This window comes from Halorussus sp. MSC15.2, from assembly GCF_010747475.1.
In the GTDB taxonomy this organism is placed as follows: Archaea; Halobacteriota; Halobacteria; order Halobacteriales; family Haladaptataceae; genus Halorussus.
On record NZ_VSLZ01000002.1, the window covers coordinates 569,229 to 590,000 of the forward strand.

17 protein-coding genes and 1 pseudogene are annotated in these 20,772 nt (G+C 69.6%); 8 read left to right on the forward strand and 10 right to left on the reverse strand.

Going from position 1 to position 20,772, the window contains the following annotated elements:
- Nucleotides 1-12 precede the first annotated feature (12 nt).
- Both FXF75_RS22085 and FXF75_RS10015 read right to left on the reverse strand, forming a co-directional pair.
- The gene (locus FXF75_RS22085; protein ID WP_205427409.1) at nt 13-189 is read right to left on the reverse strand and encodes a hypothetical protein; all 177 of its coding nucleotides are present in this window, start codon (nt 187-189) and stop codon (nt 13-15) included.
- A gap of 35 nt (nt 190-224) precedes the next feature.
- Nucleotides 225-461, reverse strand: a complete 237-nt coding sequence (locus tag FXF75_RS10015) for a zinc ribbon domain-containing protein (protein WP_163521729.1) — start codon at nt 459-461, stop codon at nt 225-227.
- A gap of 38 nt (nt 462-499) precedes the next feature.
- Here FXF75_RS10015 and FXF75_RS10020 point away from each other — a divergent pair, with 38 nt between their 5' ends.
- A complete protein-coding gene (locus FXF75_RS10020; protein WP_163521730.1) occupies nt 500-640 on the forward strand; it encodes a hypothetical protein in 141 nt (46 codons plus the stop codon).
- A 6-nt stretch (nt 641-646) separates the two neighbouring features.
- Here the strand turns inward: FXF75_RS10020 and FXF75_RS10025 are convergent, their stop codons facing one another.
- Nucleotides 647-1,897 (reverse strand): MFS transporter, encoded by a 1,251-nt coding sequence (locus FXF75_RS10025; protein WP_163521731.1) that lies wholly within the window; start codon nt 1,895-1,897, stop codon nt 647-649.
- 91 nt (nt 1,898-1,988) lie between these two features.
- Complete coding sequence (locus FXF75_RS10030; RefSeq protein ID WP_163521732.1) at nt 1,989-2,921, reverse strand: helix-turn-helix domain-containing protein; 933 nt, start codon at nt 2,919-2,921, stop codon at nt 1,989-1,991.
- A gap of 194 nt (nt 2,922-3,115) precedes the next feature.
- On the opposite strand from FXF75_RS10030, the gene FXF75_RS10035 reads away from it, so the two are divergent.
- Complete coding sequence (locus FXF75_RS10035) at nt 3,116-4,549, forward strand: FAD-binding oxidoreductase (protein ID WP_163521733.1); 1,434 nt, start codon at nt 3,116-3,118, stop codon at nt 4,547-4,549.
- Between the two features lie 127 nt (nt 4,550-4,676).
- Entirely contained in the window at nt 4,677-4,877 is a 201-nt protein-coding gene (locus FXF75_RS10040; protein WP_163521981.1) for a hypothetical protein, read from the forward strand.
- An 84-nt stretch (nt 4,878-4,961) separates the two neighbouring features.
- On the opposite strand, the gene FXF75_RS10045 is transcribed toward FXF75_RS10040, so the two are convergent.
- Together FXF75_RS10045 and FXF75_RS10050 are read right to left on the reverse strand one after the other, a co-directional pair.
- Nucleotides 4,962-5,495, reverse strand: coding sequence for a nitroreductase/quinone reductase family protein (locus FXF75_RS10045; RefSeq protein WP_163521734.1), 534 nt, complete (start codon nt 5,493-5,495; stop codon nt 4,962-4,964).
- A 121-nt stretch (nt 5,496-5,616) separates the two neighbouring features.
- The gene (locus tag FXF75_RS10050; RefSeq protein WP_163521735.1) at nt 5,617-6,816 is read right to left on the reverse strand and encodes a PQQ-binding-like beta-propeller repeat protein; all 1,200 of its coding nucleotides are present in this window, start codon (nt 6,814-6,816) and stop codon (nt 5,617-5,619) included.
- 194 nt (nt 6,817-7,010) lie between these two features.
- On the opposite strand from FXF75_RS10050, the gene FXF75_RS10055 reads away from it, so the two are divergent.
- The 5 genes from FXF75_RS10055 (at nt 7,011) to FXF75_RS10075 (ending at nt 15,724) form a co-directional block, all read left to right on the forward strand.
- Nucleotides 7,011-10,016 (forward strand): transglutaminaseTgpA domain-containing protein, encoded by a 3,006-nt coding sequence (locus FXF75_RS10055; RefSeq protein WP_163521736.1) that lies wholly within the window; start codon nt 7,011-7,013, stop codon nt 10,014-10,016.
- On the forward strand, nt 10,016-10,705 hold the full coding sequence (locus FXF75_RS10060) for a hypothetical protein (RefSeq protein ID WP_163521737.1): 690 nt from the start codon (nt 10,016-10,018) through the stop codon (nt 10,703-10,705). The genes FXF75_RS10055 and FXF75_RS10060 overlap by 1 nt, the downstream gene beginning before the upstream one ends.
- On the forward strand, nt 10,702-12,141 hold the full coding sequence (locus FXF75_RS10065; RefSeq protein WP_309221788.1) for a DUF58 domain-containing protein: 1,440 nt from the start codon (nt 10,702-10,704) through the stop codon (nt 12,139-12,141). Before FXF75_RS10060 ends, FXF75_RS10065 begins: the two co-directional genes overlap by 4 nt.
- A complete protein-coding gene (locus FXF75_RS10070; RefSeq protein WP_163521738.1) occupies nt 12,138-13,778 on the forward strand; it encodes a hypothetical protein in 1,641 nt (546 codons plus the stop codon). Before FXF75_RS10065 ends, FXF75_RS10070 begins: the two co-directional genes overlap by 4 nt.
- 83 nt (nt 13,779-13,861) lie before the next feature.
- Entirely contained in the window at nt 13,862-15,724 is a 1,863-nt protein-coding gene (locus FXF75_RS10075) for a prolyl oligopeptidase family serine peptidase (protein WP_163521739.1), read from the forward strand.
- A gap of 54 nt (nt 15,725-15,778) precedes the next feature.
- On the opposite strand, the gene FXF75_RS10080 is transcribed toward FXF75_RS10075, so the two are convergent.
- The 4 genes and pseudogenes from FXF75_RS10080 to leuS all read right to left on the reverse strand — a co-directional run bounded on the left by FXF75_RS10080 (nt 15,779) and on the right by leuS (nt 20,703).
- Nucleotides 15,779-16,084: an Htur_1727 family rSAM-partnered candidate RiPP gene (locus FXF75_RS10080; protein WP_163521740.1), complete on the reverse strand. Its 306-nt coding sequence runs from the start codon at nt 16,082-16,084 to the stop codon at nt 15,779-15,781.
- 140 nt (nt 16,085-16,224) lie between these two features.
- Complete coding sequence (locus FXF75_RS10085) at nt 16,225-17,193, reverse strand: MoxR family ATPase (protein WP_163521741.1); 969 nt, start codon at nt 17,191-17,193, stop codon at nt 16,225-16,227.
- 116 nt (nt 17,194-17,309) lie between these two features.
- Complete coding sequence (locus FXF75_RS10090; RefSeq protein ID WP_163521742.1) at nt 17,310-17,864, reverse strand: hypothetical protein; 555 nt, start codon at nt 17,862-17,864, stop codon at nt 17,310-17,312.
- 149 nt (nt 17,865-18,013) lie between these two features.
- Nucleotides 18,014-20,703: pseudogene (leuS, locus tag FXF75_RS10095) on the reverse strand (leucine--tRNA ligase).
- Nucleotides 20,704-20,772 lie beyond the last annotated feature (69 nt).

Genomic DNA, 20,772 nt, shown 5'->3' on the forward strand with positions numbered 1-20,772 from the left:
TCCCTCCGGAAATCAGAAGCCGCGGCGCTCGTCTTCGTCCTCGTCCGTGTCCCGCCGCGCCGCCTTCTCCGCCGACCCGCGGTCCATCACTTGCCGGTCGCGCTTCTCCGAATCGACCGCGCCCCAGAGCAGCAGGCCACCGCCGACGCTCAGGAGCACGAACAGGACGAAAATTCCGATTGCAGGCATTGTGGAGTTCGAGGATAGTGCTGTGTTCGGGAGCCTCAGCCGAGGAACACGTCCACGATGTCGCTCCCGGCCGACCCCGTGTCGCGGTAGAGTTCGGAGTAACCGCAGTTCAGACACGAGACGACTTGGAAGTGGTTGTTCTGGATGTCGAACATCTTCGAGAGACCGCCGCCGGTCGTGGAGATGGTCCCGACGTCGGTCTCGGTGTGACCGCACTTCGGACAGCCTTCGTCGTCGTCGTTCGCGGGGGCAGAGCTTTCTTCGAAGGGCATGGCCGAGACTCGTCACAGCATTGGCATGAGCTTTGTGGATGCTGTCGCCGAGTCTGGACCTCCGGCCGAGCATCACCGCGCGCCTCCGAGACCCAGTCCGGATTGAGATTCACGACCGCGAGGGGGACGACGACTCGACTGGAGGGACTGACCGGCCGTTCGAGTCGGCGGCCGAGTAGTTCGAGTCACCCTAGTCCGAGAACGCGTTCGTCGGCGTCGGCCACCGGCGGGAGCAGTCTGATTCCCGGTCGGACGAGGAAGTAAACCACGAGAAAACCCATCGAGGCCACGGTTCCGTACAGCGCGAACGAGACGCCCAGCGCGCCTGCCATCGTCCCGCCGAGCAGCGACCCGACCGGCATCATCGCCGTACTTCCGCTCGACACCACCGACGTGACGCGGGCCAGCATGGCATCGTCGACCGCCGACTGGAGCATCGAGAAGAAGATGACGTTGAACGCCCCCGCGGGGACGAACGCGCCGAAGAACCCGACCACCGTCGCCGGAACGCCGGGGACCGAGACGGCACCGAGCAGGCAAACCGTCGAGACGGTGAAACTGGCGACCGAGAGCAGTCCGAAGGGGTACTCCTCCACGAGCGAGGACCCCGCCGAACCGGCGAGGTTGCCCGCGGCGACCGACGCCATCAGGAGACCGTAGGTTTCTGGACCTCCCAGCGCCTCCGCGAACGCCGGAAGAACGGCCATCATCACGCCGAAGGTGAAGTTGACCACGACCGCACCGAGGACGATGGACGCGACGGCCGACCCCCGGAGGTAGTCGAACCCCTCGCGCAACTGGTCGAAGTAGTCGCCGACCGGGGCGTCCGGCGAGGCGTCGTCTGTCTCTGCCTCGCTCGTTCGGTCTCCGGACTCGATGGCGAGTCCGAGAAACAGGACCAGCGCGACGACGAAGGTGACGGCATCGATTAGGTAGATAGTCACCGCGCCGACGACCGCGACGAGTGCGCCGCTGAGGGCGTTGAAAACCGTGTCGAGGCTCTGGCCGGCGGTCGAGAACAGCGAGTTGGCCTTTACCAACTGGTCGTCCTCGACGACGTGCGGGAGGGCCGCGTTCATCGCGGGCGAATCGAACTGCGAGACCATCGACAGGACGGGCATGACGAAGAGGACGACCCAGACCGAGAGGTGTCCCGTCGCCGCCGCGACCGGAACCGCGAGGACGCCGACGGCCTGCACGGCCTGCGTCGAGACGAGGACGCGCCGGAGCGACCACCGGTCCACGAGCGGACCGGCGAGGAACTGGAGCGCCTGCGGGCCGAGCGTGAGGAAACTGGCAACGCCTGTGTAGAACGTCGACCCGGTCAGGTCGTAGACGAGCCACATCGCTGCGATGGCGTAGAGGCTGTCGCCCGCGTTCGTGACGACTCTCCCGACGAACAACCGGACGAACGACGGGTTGGAGCGCAATTCCATGGACGGGACCACCGCCGCGCCGCCGATAAGTGTTTTTAGAAGGACATTTCTGCGGCGTCGTTTGCAGAAATTCCGTTCTGTTGGTATATTGTCACTCTCGTCGCTCGTCGACCACGTTCATCTCCTCGTCGAAGGTGAAACAGATACGCTGGTCGCCGACAGTCGTCGTCACTTCGACCCGAAGGGGGTCGCTGCTCGCCACCGTCGCCGCGTCGGCCTCCAAGCCGTCGAGGTTCCAGAAGGGCGTCTCGCGCACGTCGATACCGTTGTCGTGGTAGACCCCGACCACGGCGGGATGGAGGACGGCGGGGAAGGGGAAGGAACTGTACCAATTGAACCCACAGCGAGTACACGTGTAGCGGACGATTGCCTCGTCGTCCGTCTCTAGGTCTTCGGGAGCGTCCTCGTCGCCGGGGAGGAGAACCGTCTGGTCGAGTCTGCCGTCGCAGTTCGGACAGAACCCGTAGTCGGCCGTCGAGTGGAGTCGCTTCAACCAGCTATCGACCACCGCCGGAGCCTCGTCGGGCGACACGCCCTCGAATATGCCTGCCGGTATCGGGATGTTCGTGTAGGTCTCGTCGCACTGGGGGCACTGAATTTGGACCTTCTCGCCTCGGAACCGGAGTTCCATCTCGCTCTCGCACGACAGGCACGGGACGCCCGTCTCGATGGGGTCGGCGTCCAGCGCCTTCGTGTAGCCGCCGGAGAGGACCGCACCGACCACCCGCCACCCGGGAGCGGCGAGTTCGTATCCCTCGTCACTGCTCGTGACGAATCGGTCGGTGAGTTTCCCGAGGTGGTAGTTGAACTGTCCGGGGTCGTCCACGCCGACTCGCTCGCGGAGTTCGGAGAAGGCGAGCGACCCGTCGGTCTCGTTCAGCGTTTCGAGGATGCGGAAACGGGTCTCGTGCGCGAGAAGTTCGAAGGCCTCGTCCGGCGGCAGGCGTTCTACGACCACCTCGTCGCCGTCTCCAGTGGCGGACGAGTCGGCCGACCGACGTCGGCCGTCGTCGGAGTCTGACATGGTACCCGGTTCAGTTGGGTCGATTATAAATCGTCACGGTCGTCGCCGCGGCGGACACGACGCGCCGCCGCCGGTGACTGCACCCTTCTCGGTGACTGCGCCCCGTTCGTGCTCCGTGTTCGTAAGCGGCGATAGGTGCCCGCGGACTCGTCGCCCGGTCCAACGTTTAAGCCGCCATAGGTCCACGGTAACGTATGACTCACGACTGTTCGTTCCTCTCGGAACTCGACCTGACGGGCGACGTGTCGTTCGGCGACTCGGTACGCGAGAGCCACGCCGCCGACTTCGGTGCCGAGGAACGCGGCGAGGGCGTCACCCCCGACGCCGTGGTCTGGCCCGAATCGACCGCCGACGTGTCGGCCGTCCTCGCGGCCGCGAACGAGCGCCGGGTCCCGGTCACGCCCTACGCCGCCGGGACGAGTCTGGAGGGCAACGCCGTGCCCGCCCACCGCGGCGTGAGCCTCGACCTCTCGCGGATGGACGCGGTACTGAACGTGCGGCCCGACGACTTCCAGATAGACGTGGAACCCGGCGTCTACGGCACCGCGGTGGACGAGGCGGTGGCCGACCGTGGCCTGTTCTTCCCGCCGTTGCCCTCCTCGGGCGACATCTCGACGGTCGGCGGGATGATAGCCAACGACGCCTCCGGCATGAAGACGGTCAAGTACGGCGAGGTCGGCGACTGGGTGCTGGAACTCGAAGTCGTCCTCGCGGACGGGTCGGTACTCACGGCGGGGAGCAAGGCGGTCAAGACCTCCAGCGGCTACAACCTCGCGGACCTGCTGGTCGGGAGCGAGGGCACTCTCGGGGTCGTCACGCGCGCGACCCTCGAACTCGCGGGCAGGCCCGAGCAGATTCGGGGCGGGCGCGCCCTCTTCCCGTCGCTCGACGACGCCACCGAGGCCGTCTTCGACGCCGTGCGCTCGGGCGTGGACGTGGCGACCATCGAACTCGTGGACGCCGACTCGGCCCGGATGGCCAACGACTACACCGGCACCGACCTGCCGGACGTGCCGACCGTCTTCCTCGAATTTCACGCCGACCACGGCGTCGAACGGGAGATAGCGTTCTGCGAGACCGTCTTCGAAGACCACGACGTGCAGCGGTTCGACGTGGCCGACGACGAGACCGAGATGGCCGACCTCTGGCAGGCCCGCAAGGAACTCGCTTACGCGGCACAGGTCTGGGACCCCGACCTGAGCGCGCTCCACCCCGGCGACGTGACCGTCCCTATCAGCGACTATCCCGAGATGGTCAGATTCGTCAAGCGCCTCGCCGACGAGCGCGACCTGCTGGTCCCCTGCTTCGGGCACGCGGGCGACGGCAACCTCCACTTCTCGGTGCTGGTGGACGAGGACGACGACGAGCAACTCGCGGCCGCCGCGTCGGTGTACGAAGCCACCGTCGAGAAGGCCATCGACCTCGGCGGCACCGCGACGGGCGAACACGGCATCGGTCTCGGCAAGCGCGAGTTTCTGGAGACCGAACACGGTCCCGAGTCGGTCGAGGCGATGCGCCGCCTCAAGCGGGCGTTCGACCCCCGAGACACCCTCAACCCCGGAAAGATGTTCCCCGAGACTGCGGAGGGCGAGCGCGTGCGGGCCGACCCGGCCGACGACGCCCGTTGAGGCAGTCGCGTCTGCTCCGACCGCTTCGGTGGCGACCCGTGGACGACCGCTCGGGTGACGAACTGCGAACGACGGTCTCGACGCCGACCGTGACCGGTGTCCCAAAACTAACGGAACTCTCTCCGGAATCCAACGGTATGGTGCGTCAGGGGCGCACCACGCGACCGAAATCGACAGAACCGACCGCCTGAGCGGTCCGATGTTGGCGCTCGCCCTCGACGGCACGCTGTCGCTGGCGGTCACCTACGGCGAGGACGTCTGGGTCGAGGACAGCGACCGGGGCGGCGCGGCGTTCGTCGTAGAGCTACCCCGCCACGACGACGTGTAGGACGCCGGGCGGGCGCTCGTCCCGACGACTGCCCGGCCCGTTCAGGCTCTCCGGCACCCTCAGGCCCTCCGACGCACTCAGTTCTCAGTCCCTCCGATTCGCGGCCCACCACAGAACCGCGACCAGTAGCGCCGCACCCGCTAACCCCGCGACCGCGGGACGCGCCGGATACCGTCTCGTCACGTCCCGATACTCCGCCGGGACCTCCTCGCCGCGGTCCATCCGGAGGTACTGCCGGGCGCTCCCCCGAGACAGCAGCCGGTTCACCCCGGCGGGAAACGCCTCCGGGACCGCGGCCGGGTCTACCAGTCGCGGCGACTCGGCTCGATAGGCGCGGCCGTCGTAGACGACGACGCACTCGTCGGCCGCCCGGACGTCCCGGTACCACTCCGCGTCGGTCCCCGACCGCAGGGCGAGCACGAACTGGTCGCCGACCGTCCCCGTCAGGACGGGCGTGTCGCGGCGCTGGCCCGACTCCCGCCCGACGTGGCGCACGATGCCGTGGGGCGCGGCCGGTCGTCCGGCGAACCGCAGCGCGGTCGATTCCAGAACCCGGCGGTCGCCCGCGCGCGCTCGGTCCCGCGTCGCTCGGTCCGGTGATTGCCGTGTCCCCGCCATGTTCACTCGTTCGAATGACGCTGACTGCCTTAATCGTGTTCACGGTTACCAAGAACTGGCGGCGGTGGCGTCCGGCGACCTGCTCCCGGACCTCATTGGTCCGAACCGCGGAACGCGTCCGTCACGCTCTGTGGCGTGGGACTTGGCCGACCCACGACCCGGTCACGGTGAGCGAGTACTCGCCCGCGGCCAGTCCGGCCGCTCGCTCGTACTTCGGACTCCACCCGCACTTGTTCTCCCACGATTTCTCGGCGACGCGGAACCGGTCGCGGCGCTCGCCGGACGCGGCGTCGAGGACGCTGACGTATCCGCGCTGGTCGAGGACGTAGGCCAGCGACCCGTCCGACGAGATGTCGGCTATCGCCGCTTCGCCCTCGAACCGCCAGTCCTCCGGACCGCCGGAGCGCGGGAAGGCGATTACTCGTCCCGAGTCGGTGCCCACGAAGAAGGTCTCGTCGTCGCGCTCGGTGGCCCGTATCTTCCGCTCGTTCTCGCCGTTCGCCTCCCCCGAAAGTGAGGTGGTCCACCGCTTCGCTCCGGACTCGGAGTCGATTGCCGCAACCGTTCCGTCGCCGCTGGCGACGTGGACTGCGCCGTTGCCTCCGAAGATGGGTTCCCAGATTTTTTCACCGACCGCGGTCCGCCAGCGTCGGCTTCCGTCGCCCACTGCGAACCCGTACACGACCCCGGCCTCGGTCGCCGCGACCACGGTGTCGCCGACCGCCACCGGGCCGGTCCAGACTGTCGCGCCGACGGTTCCGGCCCAGACCTCTTCGCCGGTGTCGGCGTCGAGCGCGGCGACTCGATGGGTGAAGGCGTCGCTGTTGCTCGGGTCCGGGTCTGACTCCCCGGAGTAAGAGGCTCCGACGATTACGAGACCGTTCGCTTTCGCGGGTTGCCCCCACGCGCCGCCGCCGTAGGTCTCCCGACCACCGGCGTCGTAGCGCCACTCGACGTGGCCGGTCCGCTTGTCGAGCGAGTAGACGTAGTCCGCGCCGGTCCCGACGTAGACGCGCTCGTCGGTGACTAGCGGAACTCCGGCACCGCCTCCGGTCACCGTGAACACCCAGTTCGGCTCTCCGTCGGACTGTTTCAGCGACGCGACGCGCGAGACGCGCTCGCCACTGGTCAGGCCGTGGCCCTCCGAGACGTAGACCGAGTGCTCGTCGGTCGCGGGCGGCGACCAGCGGCGGCCCTCCAAGGTCCAGCGCGGGTCGCGTCGGTCGATGCAGTGGTCCCCCTCGAACCACCAGTAGCCGCCGACGCCGACCGCAGCGGTGCCGAGGGTCGCGAGGACTTGGCTGCGGGTCCAGTCGGGCATCGACGGAGTCCGGTCGCTCGGACGTGATAAGTTTTCTACTTTTTACCCGTCGACAAACGTCCCGTGTTAACGCTTCTGTCTTCCACCAGTCTTTTTACCTATCTCCGCACACGTTCCATCCAGACTCCCGGTCCGCGGACGCGACGCCCCGTCCGGTCAGTTCGCGTCCGCGGACCGACTCCAACCCAGTTCCCATGCCCGACAAGCCGTCACCGCTGTTGCCGGACGACGAACAGTCGCGCGACCGACTCCGCGCCGCGCTGGCGCTCGCGTGCGCGCTCGCCGTGGTCCTCGCGGGTCTCGTCGTCCCCGGCGTCTCGGGGGCCGGACTCGGCCAGACGCCGCTCGGGTCCGCGGTCCCCCAACCGGGCGTCAACCCGTACGGTCAGTCCGGTAGCGGCGGCCTCGCAAGCGGCGGCGGTCTCGGGGCGCTCAACCCCAGCGACAGCACCTCCGTCGGCGGGTCGCTGGCCAGCAATCAGAGCGCCTTCCGGTCGCAGAACGCCGAGACCCACTTCACGGTCCGGAGTTCGGTCCCGTCGTACTGGCGGACCGGCGCGTACGACACCTACACCGGGTCGGGGTGGGAGCGGTCGGGCGAGAGGCAACCGTACACCGGCCCGATGAGAGGTGAGGGGATTCGAGGCCGAGAGGTCCAGTACCGCGTCACCCTGCGGCAGTCGGCCACCGCACTGCCGAGCGTCTGGCGAGCGAACTCAGTGTCCGGGACCAGTTCGGACTCCCTCTACGTCACCGACCAGCGTTCGTTCGTCGCCGAGGACCCGATTTCTGCGGGGACGACCTACTCCGGCGTCAGCCACCTCCCGGCGCGCGACCCCGCGGTGCTGAAGACGGCGGGCCGGGACTACCCCGCCGAAATCGAGCGCCGGTACACCGCGCTCCCCGAGGACACCGACCGTCGGTTGGGGAAGTTCACCTCCCGCCTGACCGCCGACGCCGACACCCCCTACGAGACGGCCGCGCGAATCGAGTCGTGGCTGGAGTCGAACAAGACCTACTCGCTGAACGTCTCCCAACCCACCGGCGAGGACGTCGCCTCCCAGTTCGTCTTCGACATGGAGAAGGGCTACTGCGAGTACTTCGCCACGTCGATGACCGCGATGCTGCGGTCTCAGGACATCCCCGCCCGGTACGTCGTGGGCTACTCCACCGGCCAGTCGATTGGGTCGAACGCCTACAAGGTTCGGGCGATGAACGCCCACGCGTGGGTCGAGGCCTACTTCCCGGACGTCGGGTGGGTCCGGTTCGACCCGACGCCGGGAAGCGCTCGGTTGCAATCCGAACAGGAGGCGTTCCGCAACCAGACGGATTCGCAGGCCCGCGACTACTCGCCCACCGAGTCGGGTAGTCCCGGCGAGCGGTTCTCGCCGAACGAGTCGGCCGACGCGACCGGCCGAGACGGCGGCAGTGGCACCTCCACCGCGACGCCGCCGGAGTCGGGGACGCCTACGACCGCCGGAAGCGGCGGTGACGGGGAGTCGAGAACCGCGACCGACTCCGGGTCAGAGACGGCCACTGCGGGGCCGGGTGAGACGACCGAACGGACTTACGAGACCACCCGCGACCCCTCCGAGACGACCACGAGCGATTCCTCGGATACCGCCCGGTCGAGCCGTGGGTACCGCGTCGAACTCAACCGAACGGCGGTGCCCGGCGCGACCGTCGAAGTCACGGTCCGGAAGAACGTGAGCGTCGTCACCGGCGTCCCCGTCTGGTTCAACGGTGAGCGCGTCGGTATCACCGACGAGTCGGGGACCGTGGCCGCGCAGGTCCCCTACGCCGAGCAACTCCGGGTATCCGTCGGAAACACGTCCGGCGACGCCGCCGCGGCGGTGGCCTCGCCCCCGGCGAACTTCGACGCCCCGATGTCGCTGGACGGGGGACCCGACGCGCTCGTCCCCGACGAGTTCTCGCCCGACGCGCTCTCGCCCGGTAACGAGAGCGACGGCAACGGGACCGAGTACGCGCTGGCGACCAACGCCACGCTCACGGTCTCGGGCGACGTGGCCACCGACAACGAGGTCGTCGTGACCGCGACGGTCCGCGACGTGCCGGTTCGGAACGCGACCGTCACGCTCGACGGGGAGTCGGTCGGCACCACCGACCGGAACGGTCGCGTTCGCGTCCGACTTCCGGACTCGCCCGGCAACGTCACCCTCGGCGTCTCTCGCGGGTCGGTCTCCGGCGAGCGGACCCTCTCGATTCCGCGACTCGAACTCTCTGTGGACCCGACGCTCCCGTTCGCGCTCCCCGGAACTCCCGTCGAGGTCACGGCGACCTACGGCGGCGACCCCATCTCGAACGCCAGCGTCCGGGTCGGCGATACCGCCCGCGCCACCGACATCAACGGGTCGGCCACCCTCTCGCTCCCCTTCCGCGGAAGCGCCGCAGTGGTCGTCTCGGCCCGCGGGCAGACCCGCCGGACGACCGTCTCGGACCTCTACCGCAACCTCGCGGGCGTCCTCGGCGGGGTCGTGCTCGTCCTCGGCGGTCTGGGCAACGGGGCCGCCCGCCGAGGCCTGACCCCCCGGCGACTCGGCGCGCTCCTGCTCGCGGCGCTTCGAGCCATTCCCGGTCTCGTCGTCGCGGCGCTGTTCGGGGCGGCCGACCGCCTCTCGCGGGCGGTCGAGACGGCCCTCGACGCGCTCCGGGAACTTCGGGCGGGCGAGACCACGGTCGGGGAACTCCTCGCGCGCCTCCGGGCGTGGCTCCGCGAGCGCGCGACGGCGGCCGGTGAGGCGGTCTCGCTCGGCGCGCTCGCCGGTGAATCGGCGGCGAAAGCGGGTGAATCGCCGTCGGACGAACGCGACCCCGACTCCTACCGGACCCTCCGCGAGGCGTGGGAGACGTTCGTTCGGACCGTCTCGGTCCGGCGGCCCGCGGTCTCGACGCCCGCCGAACTCGCCGACCACGCGGTCGGCGAGGACGGCCTGCCGCCCGGTCCAGTCGTCACGCTCCGGGACGCCTTCCGGGACGTGGAGTACGGCGCGCGCTCGCCCGACGACCGACTTCCACAGGTCGAACAGGCCATCGAGGCCATCGAGCGCGCGGCCCGTCCGGATACCGATACGCCCGACGCCGCGAACGCGTCTGAATCGCCGGACGCCACCGAGGCGGCCGACACTGCCGACTCGCCGGACTCGCCCGGAGCACCCGACGCCGCGGGAGGTGACGACTGATGCGCGCTCGCGTCCTCGGCGGTCTCGGCGCGCTCCTGACGCTCGCGGCGGCCGCGGTGGTCGTCGCCCCCGGTCTCGCGGCCCCCGTCTCGGCGGCGGTCGGAGTCCTCGAATCCCAGAGTCCCGAGCGACTCCTGCTCGTCCTCGGGTCGGTCGTCGGGGCTTACGCCGCGTGGGCGGCCCGCGGGGGGACCGCCGAGCGCCCGCCGACGGACTCCGCGTCGGCGATATTCGAGGGCGTCGGTGCCCGACCCGAGTCGGTGAGCGCGACCGACCGGACCCGGACCGGCGAGGCGTTCGACCGGCGGGTCGCGGCGGCCTGCGACGGCGACGACCGGGCGCTCCGCGCGGTCCGGGCCACGCTCGCCGACACCGCCGCGAGCGCACACGCCCGCGCCGCCGACCGCACGCCCGACCGAGCGCGCCGGGCGGTCGAGACCGGCGCGTGGACCGACGACCCAATCGCCGCGGCGTTCCTCGCCGACGAGTCGGGTCCCCGATTCTCGCTCCCGGCCAGACTCAGGGCGTGGCTCGACCCCGCCGCCGAGCGACGGCGGCGCGTCGAGCGAACCATCGACGCGGTGGGTCGCGTCTTCGACCGAGAGGATGGAACCGATAGCGAACGCGACGCCGACGATGGGACCGATGGCCAATCCGACGCTAGCGGCGACGGGGGTGAGTCGCGGTGAACCGCGAGCGAGTGACGCGCTTCCGCGGCGCGCTCGCCGGGACGCTCCTTCTGACCACGCTGGGGCTGCTGTACGCCCGACCGCGGCTGTTCGCGGCGGCGGTCGTCCCGCTGGCGTACGTGGCCTTCGGCGCGCTCTCGTCGCTGTCCGGAGCGACCGAACCCCGAATCGAGCGCACCTTCGACCCCGAGAGTCCGCCGCCGGGTGCCGAGGTAGAGGTCACCCTGCACGTCGAGAACGCTGGCGACTCGGCGCTCGCCGACGTGCGGGTTGTGGACGGCGTTCCCGACGAGTTGGCGGTCGTCTCGGGGTCGCCCCGGGCCGCGGTCGCGCTCCGACCGGGCGAGGCGGCGACCCTCTCGTACTCGGTCGTCGCCAAGCGTGGCAACCACGAGTTCGGCGACCCGGCGGTCCGGGTCCGGACCGCCAGTGCCACCGACCGCGCGACCACCGAGATTCCGGTCGATGGCGAGACCACCCTCTCGTGCTCGCGGTCGGTCTCGGACCCGGAGTTCGGTCGGGCCTCGCCTCGCCGGGTCGGGACCCACACGACCGACTCGGGCGGCGAGGGCTTGGAGTTCCACTCCGTCCGGGAGTACCGGCCGGGCGACCCGATGAGCCGCGTCGATTGGCGGCGGTTGGCCAAGTCCGGCGACCTCACCACCGTCCAGTTCCGCGAGGAGCGGGCGTCCCGGACCGTCGTCGTGGTTGACGCCCGGCCCGTCGCCCGGACGACGCCGAGCGCGGGCTACCCCAACGGCGCAGCGCTCTGCAACTACGCGGGGGAGCGACTCTACGACGCGCTCACCGCTGCCAACGTCGCCACCAGCGTCACCGCCGTGGGTCTCGACGACGGGGACCTGCCGGGCGGTCTCCCGGCCGACGACCTGCCGTGGGCGGCCTCCGACGAGCACGGGGCGAGCGCTCGACTCGTCTTCGAGGCGGCGGGCCGCGCGGCCGACCGCGACGCGCCGGGCGACGTTCCGACCGACGGAACCGGGTCCGGCGGCGAGACGGGAACCGGGGAGCGGTCTTCGCTCGGGACCCGCTCCCCGGAGACCGCGACTGCCGACGGCGGGGGTCCCGAAGACGCCACGATTCGGCGACTGCTCGCCCGACTCCCCGCCGACGCGCAGGTCGTGCTGGTCTCGCCCGTGCTCGACGACTGGCCGGAGTCGCTGGCCCGGTCGCTCGCGGCGCGGGGTCACGAACTCGCGGTGCTGAGTCCCGACGTGACCGGCGGCGGGTCGCCCGACGGAGAGTCGCTCGACGGCGCGTCCGACGTCGGTTCGTCGGGCCGAGCGGTCGCCGGAACTCGGCGCGCGATTCGGCTCTGGGACCTCCGGATGGCCGGTGCGACGACTATCGACTGGGACGTGGACGACCCGCTGGGCATCGCGCTGGAACGCTCGCTGCAGACACTGCTCCGACCATGATGGACGAACACGCCGACGCCGAACGCGACCGCTCCCGAACCGACTGGGCACCGACCCTCGCGAGTACCTCCCTCGCAGTACTCGGCACCGCGGGCGGAGTACTGGCCCTGAGCAGTGCGGCGGGCGTCACGAGAGGGGCGGCCGTCGCGGTGACCGGCGCAGTCTGTCTCGCGGCGGCGCTGTGGCTGTTGACGTTCGAGCGGTGGCGCGCACCCGCGACGTTCGCCGCGAGTCTCCTGCTCGTTCCGGCGGGCGCGGGCGTCGCAGTCGGGGTCGGCTACGAGTCGCTGGTGGCCGTCGCGGCGTCGTTCCCGGCGTCGTCGCCGACCAGAGTCTCCGGCGAGATACTCCGCATCGTCGGCGCGATGGCGGTCCTCTGGGGCTGTACGGTGGGCGCGTTCGGTGCGGCCGCGTCGGTCCGGGACATCGCCACCTTCCGCTCGGTCTCGCGGTGTCTCGGCGTCGTGACCCGCGTCGCGGTCCTCCCGGTCGGATTCTTCCTCGCGCTCGCGGGCCACGCGCTTATCACGAACCTCGAACTCGGTGCTGCGGGCGCGCTCGGCGAGCTGGTCTCGACCGCGACCGACTGGCTACTCGCGCCCGAACCGGGCCGACTCCACCTGCTCCCCTTTACGCTCCTACTCGCGGCCGCGAGTTACGCCAGCTTTCGGGCGCTCCGGGAGCTTCCGACCCGGGAACTCGCCGGCGAGGCGTCGGTCGGCGACGTGCGGGTCGCCGACGCGCTGGCCGGACTGAGGCGGAACCTCGGACGGTTCGCGGCCGTGGTCGCGATGGCGGTCCCGCCCGCGTTCCTCGCCGACGTCGCACTGCCCGCCGAACTGGTTCGGGACGCGCTCCCCGGGTCGGTCTACGACCTGCTCGCGGGTCTCACCGCCGCGCCCGGCCTCCGCACCCTGCTCTGGTGGGTCGCGCTCGTCTCCGGAACGCTCGCGGTGCTCGCCGCGCTCGTCCGCCGGTCTTCGCGGGCCTCGGCGCAGGACCTGCTGGTGGGCTACGCGCCCTTCGCGGCGGGACTGGCCGTCGTCGCGGGCGTCCGCGCGGTCCATCGGCCGGTCCTCGACGCGCTCGTCGGGTTCGTCGTCGGGCGACTCGAACCGCCCCTCTCCGAGCAGTTCCGCTCGCTGTCGGGGGGCGTCGTGGAGTTCTACGGCCCTGAGACGGTCGTTCTCGGCCTGACCGCGGGCGTGCTGGTGCTCGCGGCGGCCGTCATCTTCGCGCTCTCGGTGTCGTTCGTGCTTGGGTTCGTCTCGGACCGCGCGGCCGGTCCCGCGCTGGCCGGAGGCGGCCTGTTCCTCGCCGCGGCGTTCGCGGGCACGCTCGACGCGCCGCTGTGGGCCGTCCTCGGCGGGGCGGTCCTCGCGCTGGTGGTCTGGGACGCCGGGTCGTTCGCAACGAAACTGGGCGCGGAAGTGGGCCGACGCGCCGAGACCCGGCGGGTCGAACTCCTCCACGCGCTCGCGGCGCTCTCGGTCGGCGGCGTCGCGGCGCTCGCGGCGGGCGTGCTGGCGCGCGTGGTTCCCGCGGGACCGAGTTCCGGCGGGGAGGTGGGCGGTCTCTCCGTCGCGCTGCTGGCGGCCGTCGCCGGTGCGGTCCTGCTGGTGATGGCGCTCCGGTGACCGGTCTAGAGGGCGTGTGAGATATACGACAGAAACTCCCTTCTGCAAACGTTTACTATCCCGCAAGCGTTCTGATTTCGTACATGACCGACGACTTCCTGAAGGAGCTAGCGAGTCTCCCGACGTTCGCTCACCCCACCGCGTCCCCGGACGGCGACCGGGTCGCCCTGTACTACGACGAGACCGGCCGGAACGAACTCCACGTCCTCGACGCCGAGACCGGCGACTGGGCGACGTGGAGCGACGGCGATGTTCCGCGCAACGCCCGCTGGTGGGTCCGCTGGGCCGCGGACGGCGAGCGCGTGTTCTACCACAAGGACGAGGACGGGAACGAGCAGAACGACGTCCACGCCATCGACGCCGACGGCGAAACCGAGGCCGTGGTCGAGATGGCCGGACAGAGCGTCCTCAACGACGTGGGCGCGGACGGGGAGACGCTACTGGTCGGGTCGGCGGCCGACGGGCAGATGAACCTCTACGTCCACGACCTGCCGAGCGGCGAGACGAGGAAGATAACGGAGTACGACCGGGCCGTCGGGGAAGGACTGCTCTCGCCGGACTGCGACCGGGTCGCCTACGCCACCAACGAGTCGGACGACTACCGGAATCAGGACGTCTACGTCTCGGACGTCGATGGCTCGGACCCCCGAAACCTCCGCATCGGCGCGGAGGGCGCGGAGGCCCATCCCGTTGACTGGGGTCCCGAGGGCGACCGCCTGCTGGTCGCCGACACGACCGAAGACCTGTCGAGAGCGGGCGTGTACGACCTCCGCACCGACGAGGTGACGTGGTACGGCGACGGGAGCTATCAGGAGCAACCGGTTCAGTTCCTCCCCGACGGGAGTCGCTTCCTCGCGACCCGCACGCGAGACGCCTCAGACGTCGCGCTGGTCTACGACACCGACACCGGAAGCGTCCGGAACCTCGACCTCCCCGAGGGCGTCGCTTCGTACCCGGACGAAGGGTCGGCCGCCCTCGACGACGACCGCGTACTCGTCGTCCACACCACGCCGACGACTCGACCCGAACTACTGCTGTACGACCTCTCGACCGACGAGTACGAGACGCTGGTCGAGGCCGAATACGGCAGTATCGACCCCGAGACGTTCGCCGACGCTGAGTTCTTCACGTTCGCGTCGAACGGCGTCGCCGACGCGCCCGCCGAGGCGGTCGAACTGGAGCCATCGACGGAACTCGACATCGAGGCGCTGCTGTACGACTCCGGCGAGCGACCGTCACCGCTCATCGTCGCCCCGCACGGGGGACCGCCAGTTCAGGACAAGCGGAAGTTCGGCCTGTACACGCAGTTTCTGGTCTCGCGGGGTTACAGCGTCCTGCGGGTCAACTACCGCGGGTCGGCGGGACGGGGCCGCGAGTTCCGCGAGGAACTGTACGACGACTGGGGCGGGGCCGAACAGGCCGACGTGGCGCGGGCGGTCGAACACGTCCTCGACACGCGCGACTGGATAGACGACGACACCGTCGCCGTGTTCGGCGGGTCGTACGGCGGCTACTCCGCCTACTGGCAGATGGTCCAGTACCCGTCGCTGTACGACGCGGGGGTCGCGTGGATAGGCCTGACCGACCTCGAAGACATGTACGAGAACACGATGCCCCACTTCCGGACGGAACTGATGGAGAAGTATCTGGGCACTCCCGAGGAGAACCCCGGTCTCTACGAAGAGCGGAGTCCCGTCACGCACGCCGAGAATCTGGCGGCACCGCTGTTACTCCTCCACGGAGTCAACGACCGGCGCGTCCCGGTCTCGCAGGCCAGAATATTCCGGGACGCCCTCGACGACCTCGGCTACGAGGGAGGCGAGGACGGCGACTACGAGTACGTGGAACTCGGCGAGGAGGGTCACGGCTCGTCCGACATCCAGCAGAAGATTCGCGCGTTCGAGATTCTAGACGACTTCCTCGGACGGCGTCTCGGGGACTCCTGAGTCGGCGTCTGTCCGGCGCTCTTCGCAGTTCGGGACGACGACCCCCGAGTCCCGCTACAGTTCGTGCGTTCGGCCTTCGGTCCCCGACTCCGGAACCGCCAAGTCCGACTCCTCCGCTGCGTCGGCCGCGGCGTCCGCGGAGAACTTCCGAATCTCTCCGGTCGGGCACACCCACACCTCGTGGGCGTACCAGCAGAACAGTCGCGTCGCCTCCTCGTGGGCGGTCTCGGCGTCCGCGGCGCGGACGGTGCCGACGTACCGGGGTGGGTCGTCCGCGTCGTCACGGGCCAGAATCTCCCACGCGGGGTCGGCGTCCGGCCGCGACTCTTCGACCTTCGCGCGTCTCGCCTTCTCGACCATGTGCGGGAATCCCGTGGGGGGAGAAAATCTCCTCCGGCGATTTCCGCCGGTCGGGAACGCCCCCGATGACGTTCGGGGGAGCGATTATGAGCGCGACCGCTTCGGTTCGAGAAATCGCGTGCGGGCCGAAACGGAGACGGCTACGCCGACGTGGAGGACGACTTCACGGCGGGCACGTCCACCCGGTCCAGCACGTCCGCGACGACGCCGCTCCGGTCGGCACCCCGGACCGTCGCCTCGTCGGTCAGCACGAGTCGGTGAGCGAACGTCGGTTCGACGACGCGCTTCACGTCGTCCGGGACCACGTACTCGCGGCCCGAGATGACGGCCCGGGCGCGGGCGGCCTCGAACAGGCGCTGGATGCCCCGCGGCGAGACGCCGACGTCGACGCGGTCGTCCGCTCTGGTCGCCCGGCCGAGCGCGACCACGTAGTCGCGCAACTTGGGGTCCACCCGGACCGATTCGAGGACGCGCTGGATGGCCGCGACCTCCCGGCCCTGCACGACCGATTCGACGCTCGGGGCCTTGGCGGTCCGGTCGGCGCGTCGGTCCACGAGTTCGCGCTCGCCGTCGAAGTCGGGGTAGCCCATCGCGGTCTTGACGATGAAGCGGTCGCGCTGGGCCTCGGGGAGGCCGAAGGTGCCCTCCTGCTCGACTGGGTTCTGGGTGGCGAGGACGAAGAACGGCGTGGGGAGGTCGTGGGTCGTCCCGTCCACCGTGACCTGCCCCTCGCCCATGGCTTCGAGTAGGGCGGCCTGCGTCTTCGGCGGGGCGCGGTTTATCTCGTCGGCCAGCACGACGTTGGCGAACACCGGGCCGGGCGAGAACTCGAACTCGCCGATTCCCTCGTTGTAGACGTTCGACCCCGTGATGTCGGCGGGGAGCAGGTCGGGAGTGAATTGGATGCGCGAGAACGAGAGGCCGAGCGCGTCGGCGAAACTCCGCGCGGTCAGGGTCTTGCCGGTGCCGGGCACGTCTTCGAGCAGGACGTGCCCGCGAGCCAAGATACCGGTGAGGACGGTTTCGAGAAACTCCTCGTCGGCGATGACGGCGGCGCTGACCGCGTCGAGGACGCGCTCACACCGCTGGGTCGCCGTGGATTGGTCCATGAACGTGGCGTCGGAGGCGGAGACAAAGAAGGTTCGGCCTCCGCGTACCGACCGCCGAGAGTGACTCCGGAGAGGTGAACGCCGCTACTCTTCTCGGCCGTCGCTCTGTCGGCGGTCTATATTCCGAGCCACTGGTCGTTGCGTACTTGATACCCGTTCGACCGGCAGAACTTCGCCGCCCTCCGGCGGACTCCCCGGGACCCCGGGAGCTTCCCCTTCTCGGTAATCTGCTCGACTATCCAGTCGCTGACGACCTGTATCCCCTCGTCGTCGTCGTCGGCGTCGATGGCCTTGAGTTCCTCGAACGTCTTCTCATAGGCCTTGCGCTGTGACCGTCCGAACTCCGCGTTCTGGAGCGTCTCGGTGGCCTCCACGACCTTCTTCATGGCCGCGGCGACCGTCGGCCGGTGTATCTGCACTCGGACGGCACCGGGAGAGTCGAACCGCTCCGTGTCCACCTTCGGTATCAGTTCCTCGACGGCGTACGTCCCCTCGGCCGACTCGATTTCGCGGTCGCCGACCGCGTCCACGACTTCGGTCCCCGTCGCCGGGAACTCCAGCGATTCGAGTTCCGCCTCGACGTCGGCGAGTTCCGCTGGCTCGACCGGTTCCGGTTCGTTCCTACGCTCCGGTTCCGTGGCGGCGTCGCGCTCGGTATCGTTGTCTGCCATCCCCGAATGTACGCTCCGTAGTCGGATAATGCTGTGGCCAGTGACGGTGGTCCCGACGAACGAGACAGAAAAACCGAACGAACGGGGTGAGAGAAGACCGGGCGGCCTCGGCGGTGGTGTCGCTCCGGTCAGGCGCGCTCCGGTCCGGACTACTCCGCGATGTCGATGGCGGGACGGCCGGGTTCGGCCTTGCCCGCGAGGTCCGGGTCGCCTCGTCGGCGCTCCGCACGACGACATCGGCCCCGAACTCGCGTTCGAGGAGCCACGCGGCGCGTTCGAGGGCGGCGCGTTCGCGCTCGGGCGGGAGTTGCTCGTCCAGCGCCTCCGACTGAGCGGCGAGGTCCTTGGCGAAGTCGGCCGCGTCCTCGCCGACTTCGCGCAGTTGCTCGTCGCCCATGACCGTTCCGACGACGTTGCCGTCGGCGTTCATGGCGACCTCGTGGGCGCGGTGCTTCCACTCGGGCGCGACGGCCAGCGTGATTGTCTCGGGGTCCTCGATACCGACGGTCTCGACGATGTCGCGCACGTCCTCGCGGGTGTTCTCCACGAGGCGACGCTCCACGTCGTAGTCCTCGGGCGCGTCGGCGGCGGGCCACTCGGCCTCGGCCACGAGTCCTTCGCGGCCCAGCCGGTCCCAGACCTCCTCGGCGACGTGGGGCGCGACCGGCGAGAGAATCTTCACCGCCGCCACCAGTCCGCGCTCGAAGGTGTCCTCGTCGGGGACGGTGTACTCCCGATACCGACGCAGCAGCGAGACCATCTCGCGGACGGCCTGCAGCGCGTGGTTGAACCGGAACGACTCGAACTCCTCGGTCGCGGCGGCGACCGTCGCGTCGATTTCGCGGGCGACGTACTCCGAGACCGCCTCGTCGGACTCGTCGGACGCGGAACCGTCAGTCGCCGCGACCTCGCCGTCGGCGAACTCGTCGGCCAGCGTATAGACGTTCTGGAGGAACCTGTGGGCCGACTGGACGCCCTTGGGACTCCACGCGAACTCCTTCTCGGGTTGGGCGGCCTCCATGATGAACAGGCGAGCGGTGTCCGCGCCGTACTCCTCGATGATGCGCTCGGGCGAGACGCCGTTGCCCTTGCTCTTGGACATCTTGTTGCCGTCCTCGCCCAGCACCATCCCCTGATTGGTCAGGTCGGTGAACGGTTCGCGCACGCCGTCCAGCAGGTCGATGTCGTCCAGCACCTTCGTGAAGAACCGGGCGTACAGCAGGTGCATCACGGCGTGTTCGATGCCGCCGACGTACTGGTCCACGGGCATCCAGTCGCTCGCTCGCTCGGTGTCGAAGGGGGCGTCGTCGAGGTCCGGTGAGACGTAGCGCAGGAAGTACCACGACGAGTCCACGAACGTGTCCATCGTGTCGGTCTCGCGCACCGCGTCGCCGCCGCAGTCGGGACACTCCACGTGCTTCCACTCCTCGGCGGCGTCCAGCGGGTTGCCCGTGGTGTGGACGAACTCGGGCAGTTCGACGGGCAGGTCCTCGTCGGGCACGGGGACGTAGCCGCAGTCGTCACAGCGAATCATCGGGATGGGCGTCCCCCAGTAGCGCTGGCGCGAGATGCCCCAGTCCCGGAGGTTGTACTCGGTGCGGTGTTCGCCGTCGAACTCCTCGACGAACCGCTCGCGGGCCGCCTCGCTGGTCAGGCCGTCGAACTCGCCGCTGTTGACCAGCACCCCGTCGGGGGTGTAGGCCTCCTCCTGCACGTCCACGTCCTCGGGGTCGGTCTCGGCGTCCGGGGCCGGTTCCACGACCTGTCGGATGGGGATGTCGTGGGCCTCGGCGAACTCGTGGTCCCGTTCGTCGTGGGCGGGCACCGCGTACAGCGCGCCCGTGCCCACGTCGGTCAGCACGTAGTCGGCGACGTACACCGGAATCTCGTCGCCGGTGGCGGGGTTGACGGCGTACTCGCAGGTGAAGACGCCGGAGGTCACGTCGAGGTCGTCCTCGTCGGCGTGTTCGGCCTCGTGGATGTACTCGGCGACCTCCTCGTTCTCCTCGGCTATCTCTTGGGCGACGGGGTGGCCGGGCGCGAGCGAGAAGAACGTCGCGCCGTGAATCGTGTCGAGTCGGGTCGTGAAGATGTCCACCTCGCCGTGGCCCGGAATCTCGAACGCCACGGTGTCGCCCTCTTGGCGGCCAATCCAGTTGCGCTGCATCTCCCGGACGTTGGCGGGCCACCCGTCGAGGTCGTCCAGCGCCGCCAGCAGTTCGTCGGCGTAGTCGGTGATGGTGAAGAACCACTGGTCCATCTCGCGCTGTTCGATGGGCGTGTCACACCGCCAGCAGAGTTCCGCCTCGCCCTCGACCTGTTCGTCGGCGAGGACGGTCTCGCAGGAGGGACACCAGTTGAGTTCGGCGCTCTGGCGCTCCAGCAGGTCCTCGTCGCGGAACCGCTTGAACAGCCACTGGTTCCACTTGTAGTAGTCGGGGTCGCAGGTCGTGACCTCGCGCTCCCAGTCGTAGCCGAAGCCCATCGCCTGCAGTTGCTCCTTCATCGACTCGATGCACTTCATGGTCCAGTCGCGGGGGTTGGTGTCGCGCTCCTCGGCGGCGTTCTCGGCGGGGAGACCGAACGAGTCCCATCCCATCGGGTGGAGGACGTTCTCGCCGCGGAGTCGCTCGAAGCGGGCGTAGGCGTCGGTGATGGTGTAGTTCCGGACGTGGCCCATGTGGAGGTTCCCGGACGTGTAGGGGAACATGGCGAGGACGTACTCGGGGTCCTCGGCCGAGTCCTCGATGCGGAACACGTCGGCCTCGTCCCACTCGCGTTGCCACTTCGGTTCGACCGAGGTGTGGTCGAACCCCCGTTCGCGCTGCTCAGTAGCCATTATATAGGAATACGGGCGACCACGATACAATAGCTTTGCCTTCTGTCAGTCACCGCACGCCGTCGAGAC

Coding starts and splice junctions, on each gene's coding strand:
- FXF75_RS22085 (WP_205427409.1), bottom strand. CDS start 189: ATGCCTGCAATCGGAATTTTCGTCCTGTTCGTGCTCCTGAGCGTCGGC.
- FXF75_RS10015 (WP_163521729.1), bottom strand. CDS start 461: ATGCCCTTCGAAGAAAGCTCTGCCCCCGCGAACGACGACGACGAAGGC.
- FXF75_RS10020 (WP_163521730.1), top strand. CDS start 500: ATGCTGTCGCCGAGTCTGGACCTCCGGCCGAGCATCACCGCGCGCCTC.
- FXF75_RS10025 (WP_163521731.1), bottom strand. CDS start 1,897: ATGGAATTGCGCTCCAACCCGTCGTTCGTCCGGTTGTTCGTCGGGAGA.
- FXF75_RS10030 (WP_163521732.1), bottom strand. CDS start 2,921: ATGTCAGACTCCGACGACGGCCGACGTCGGTCGGCCGACTCGTCCGCC.
- FXF75_RS10035 (WP_163521733.1), top strand. CDS start 3,116: ATGACTCACGACTGTTCGTTCCTCTCGGAACTCGACCTGACGGGCGAC.
- FXF75_RS10045 (WP_163521734.1), bottom strand. CDS start 5,495: ATGGCGGGGACACGGCAATCACCGGACCGAGCGACGCGGGACCGAGCG.
- FXF75_RS10050 (WP_163521735.1), bottom strand. CDS start 6,816: ATGCCCGACTGGACCCGCAGCCAAGTCCTCGCGACCCTCGGCACCGCT.
- FXF75_RS10055 (WP_163521736.1), top strand. CDS start 7,011: ATGCCCGACAAGCCGTCACCGCTGTTGCCGGACGACGAACAGTCGCGC.
- FXF75_RS10060 (WP_163521737.1), top strand. CDS start 10,016: ATGCGCGCTCGCGTCCTCGGCGGTCTCGGCGCGCTCCTGACGCTCGCG.
- FXF75_RS10070 (WP_163521738.1), top strand. CDS start 12,138: ATGATGGACGAACACGCCGACGCCGAACGCGACCGCTCCCGAACCGAC.
- FXF75_RS10075 (WP_163521739.1), top strand. CDS start 13,862: ATGACCGACGACTTCCTGAAGGAGCTAGCGAGTCTCCCGACGTTCGCT.
- FXF75_RS10080 (WP_163521740.1), bottom strand. CDS start 16,084: ATGGTCGAGAAGGCGAGACGCGCGAAGGTCGAAGAGTCGCGGCCGGAC.
- FXF75_RS10085 (WP_163521741.1), bottom strand. CDS start 17,193: ATGGACCAATCCACGGCGACCCAGCGGTGTGAGCGCGTCCTCGACGCG.
- FXF75_RS10090 (WP_163521742.1), bottom strand. CDS start 17,864: ATGGCAGACAACGATACCGAGCGCGACGCCGCCACGGAACCGGAGCGT.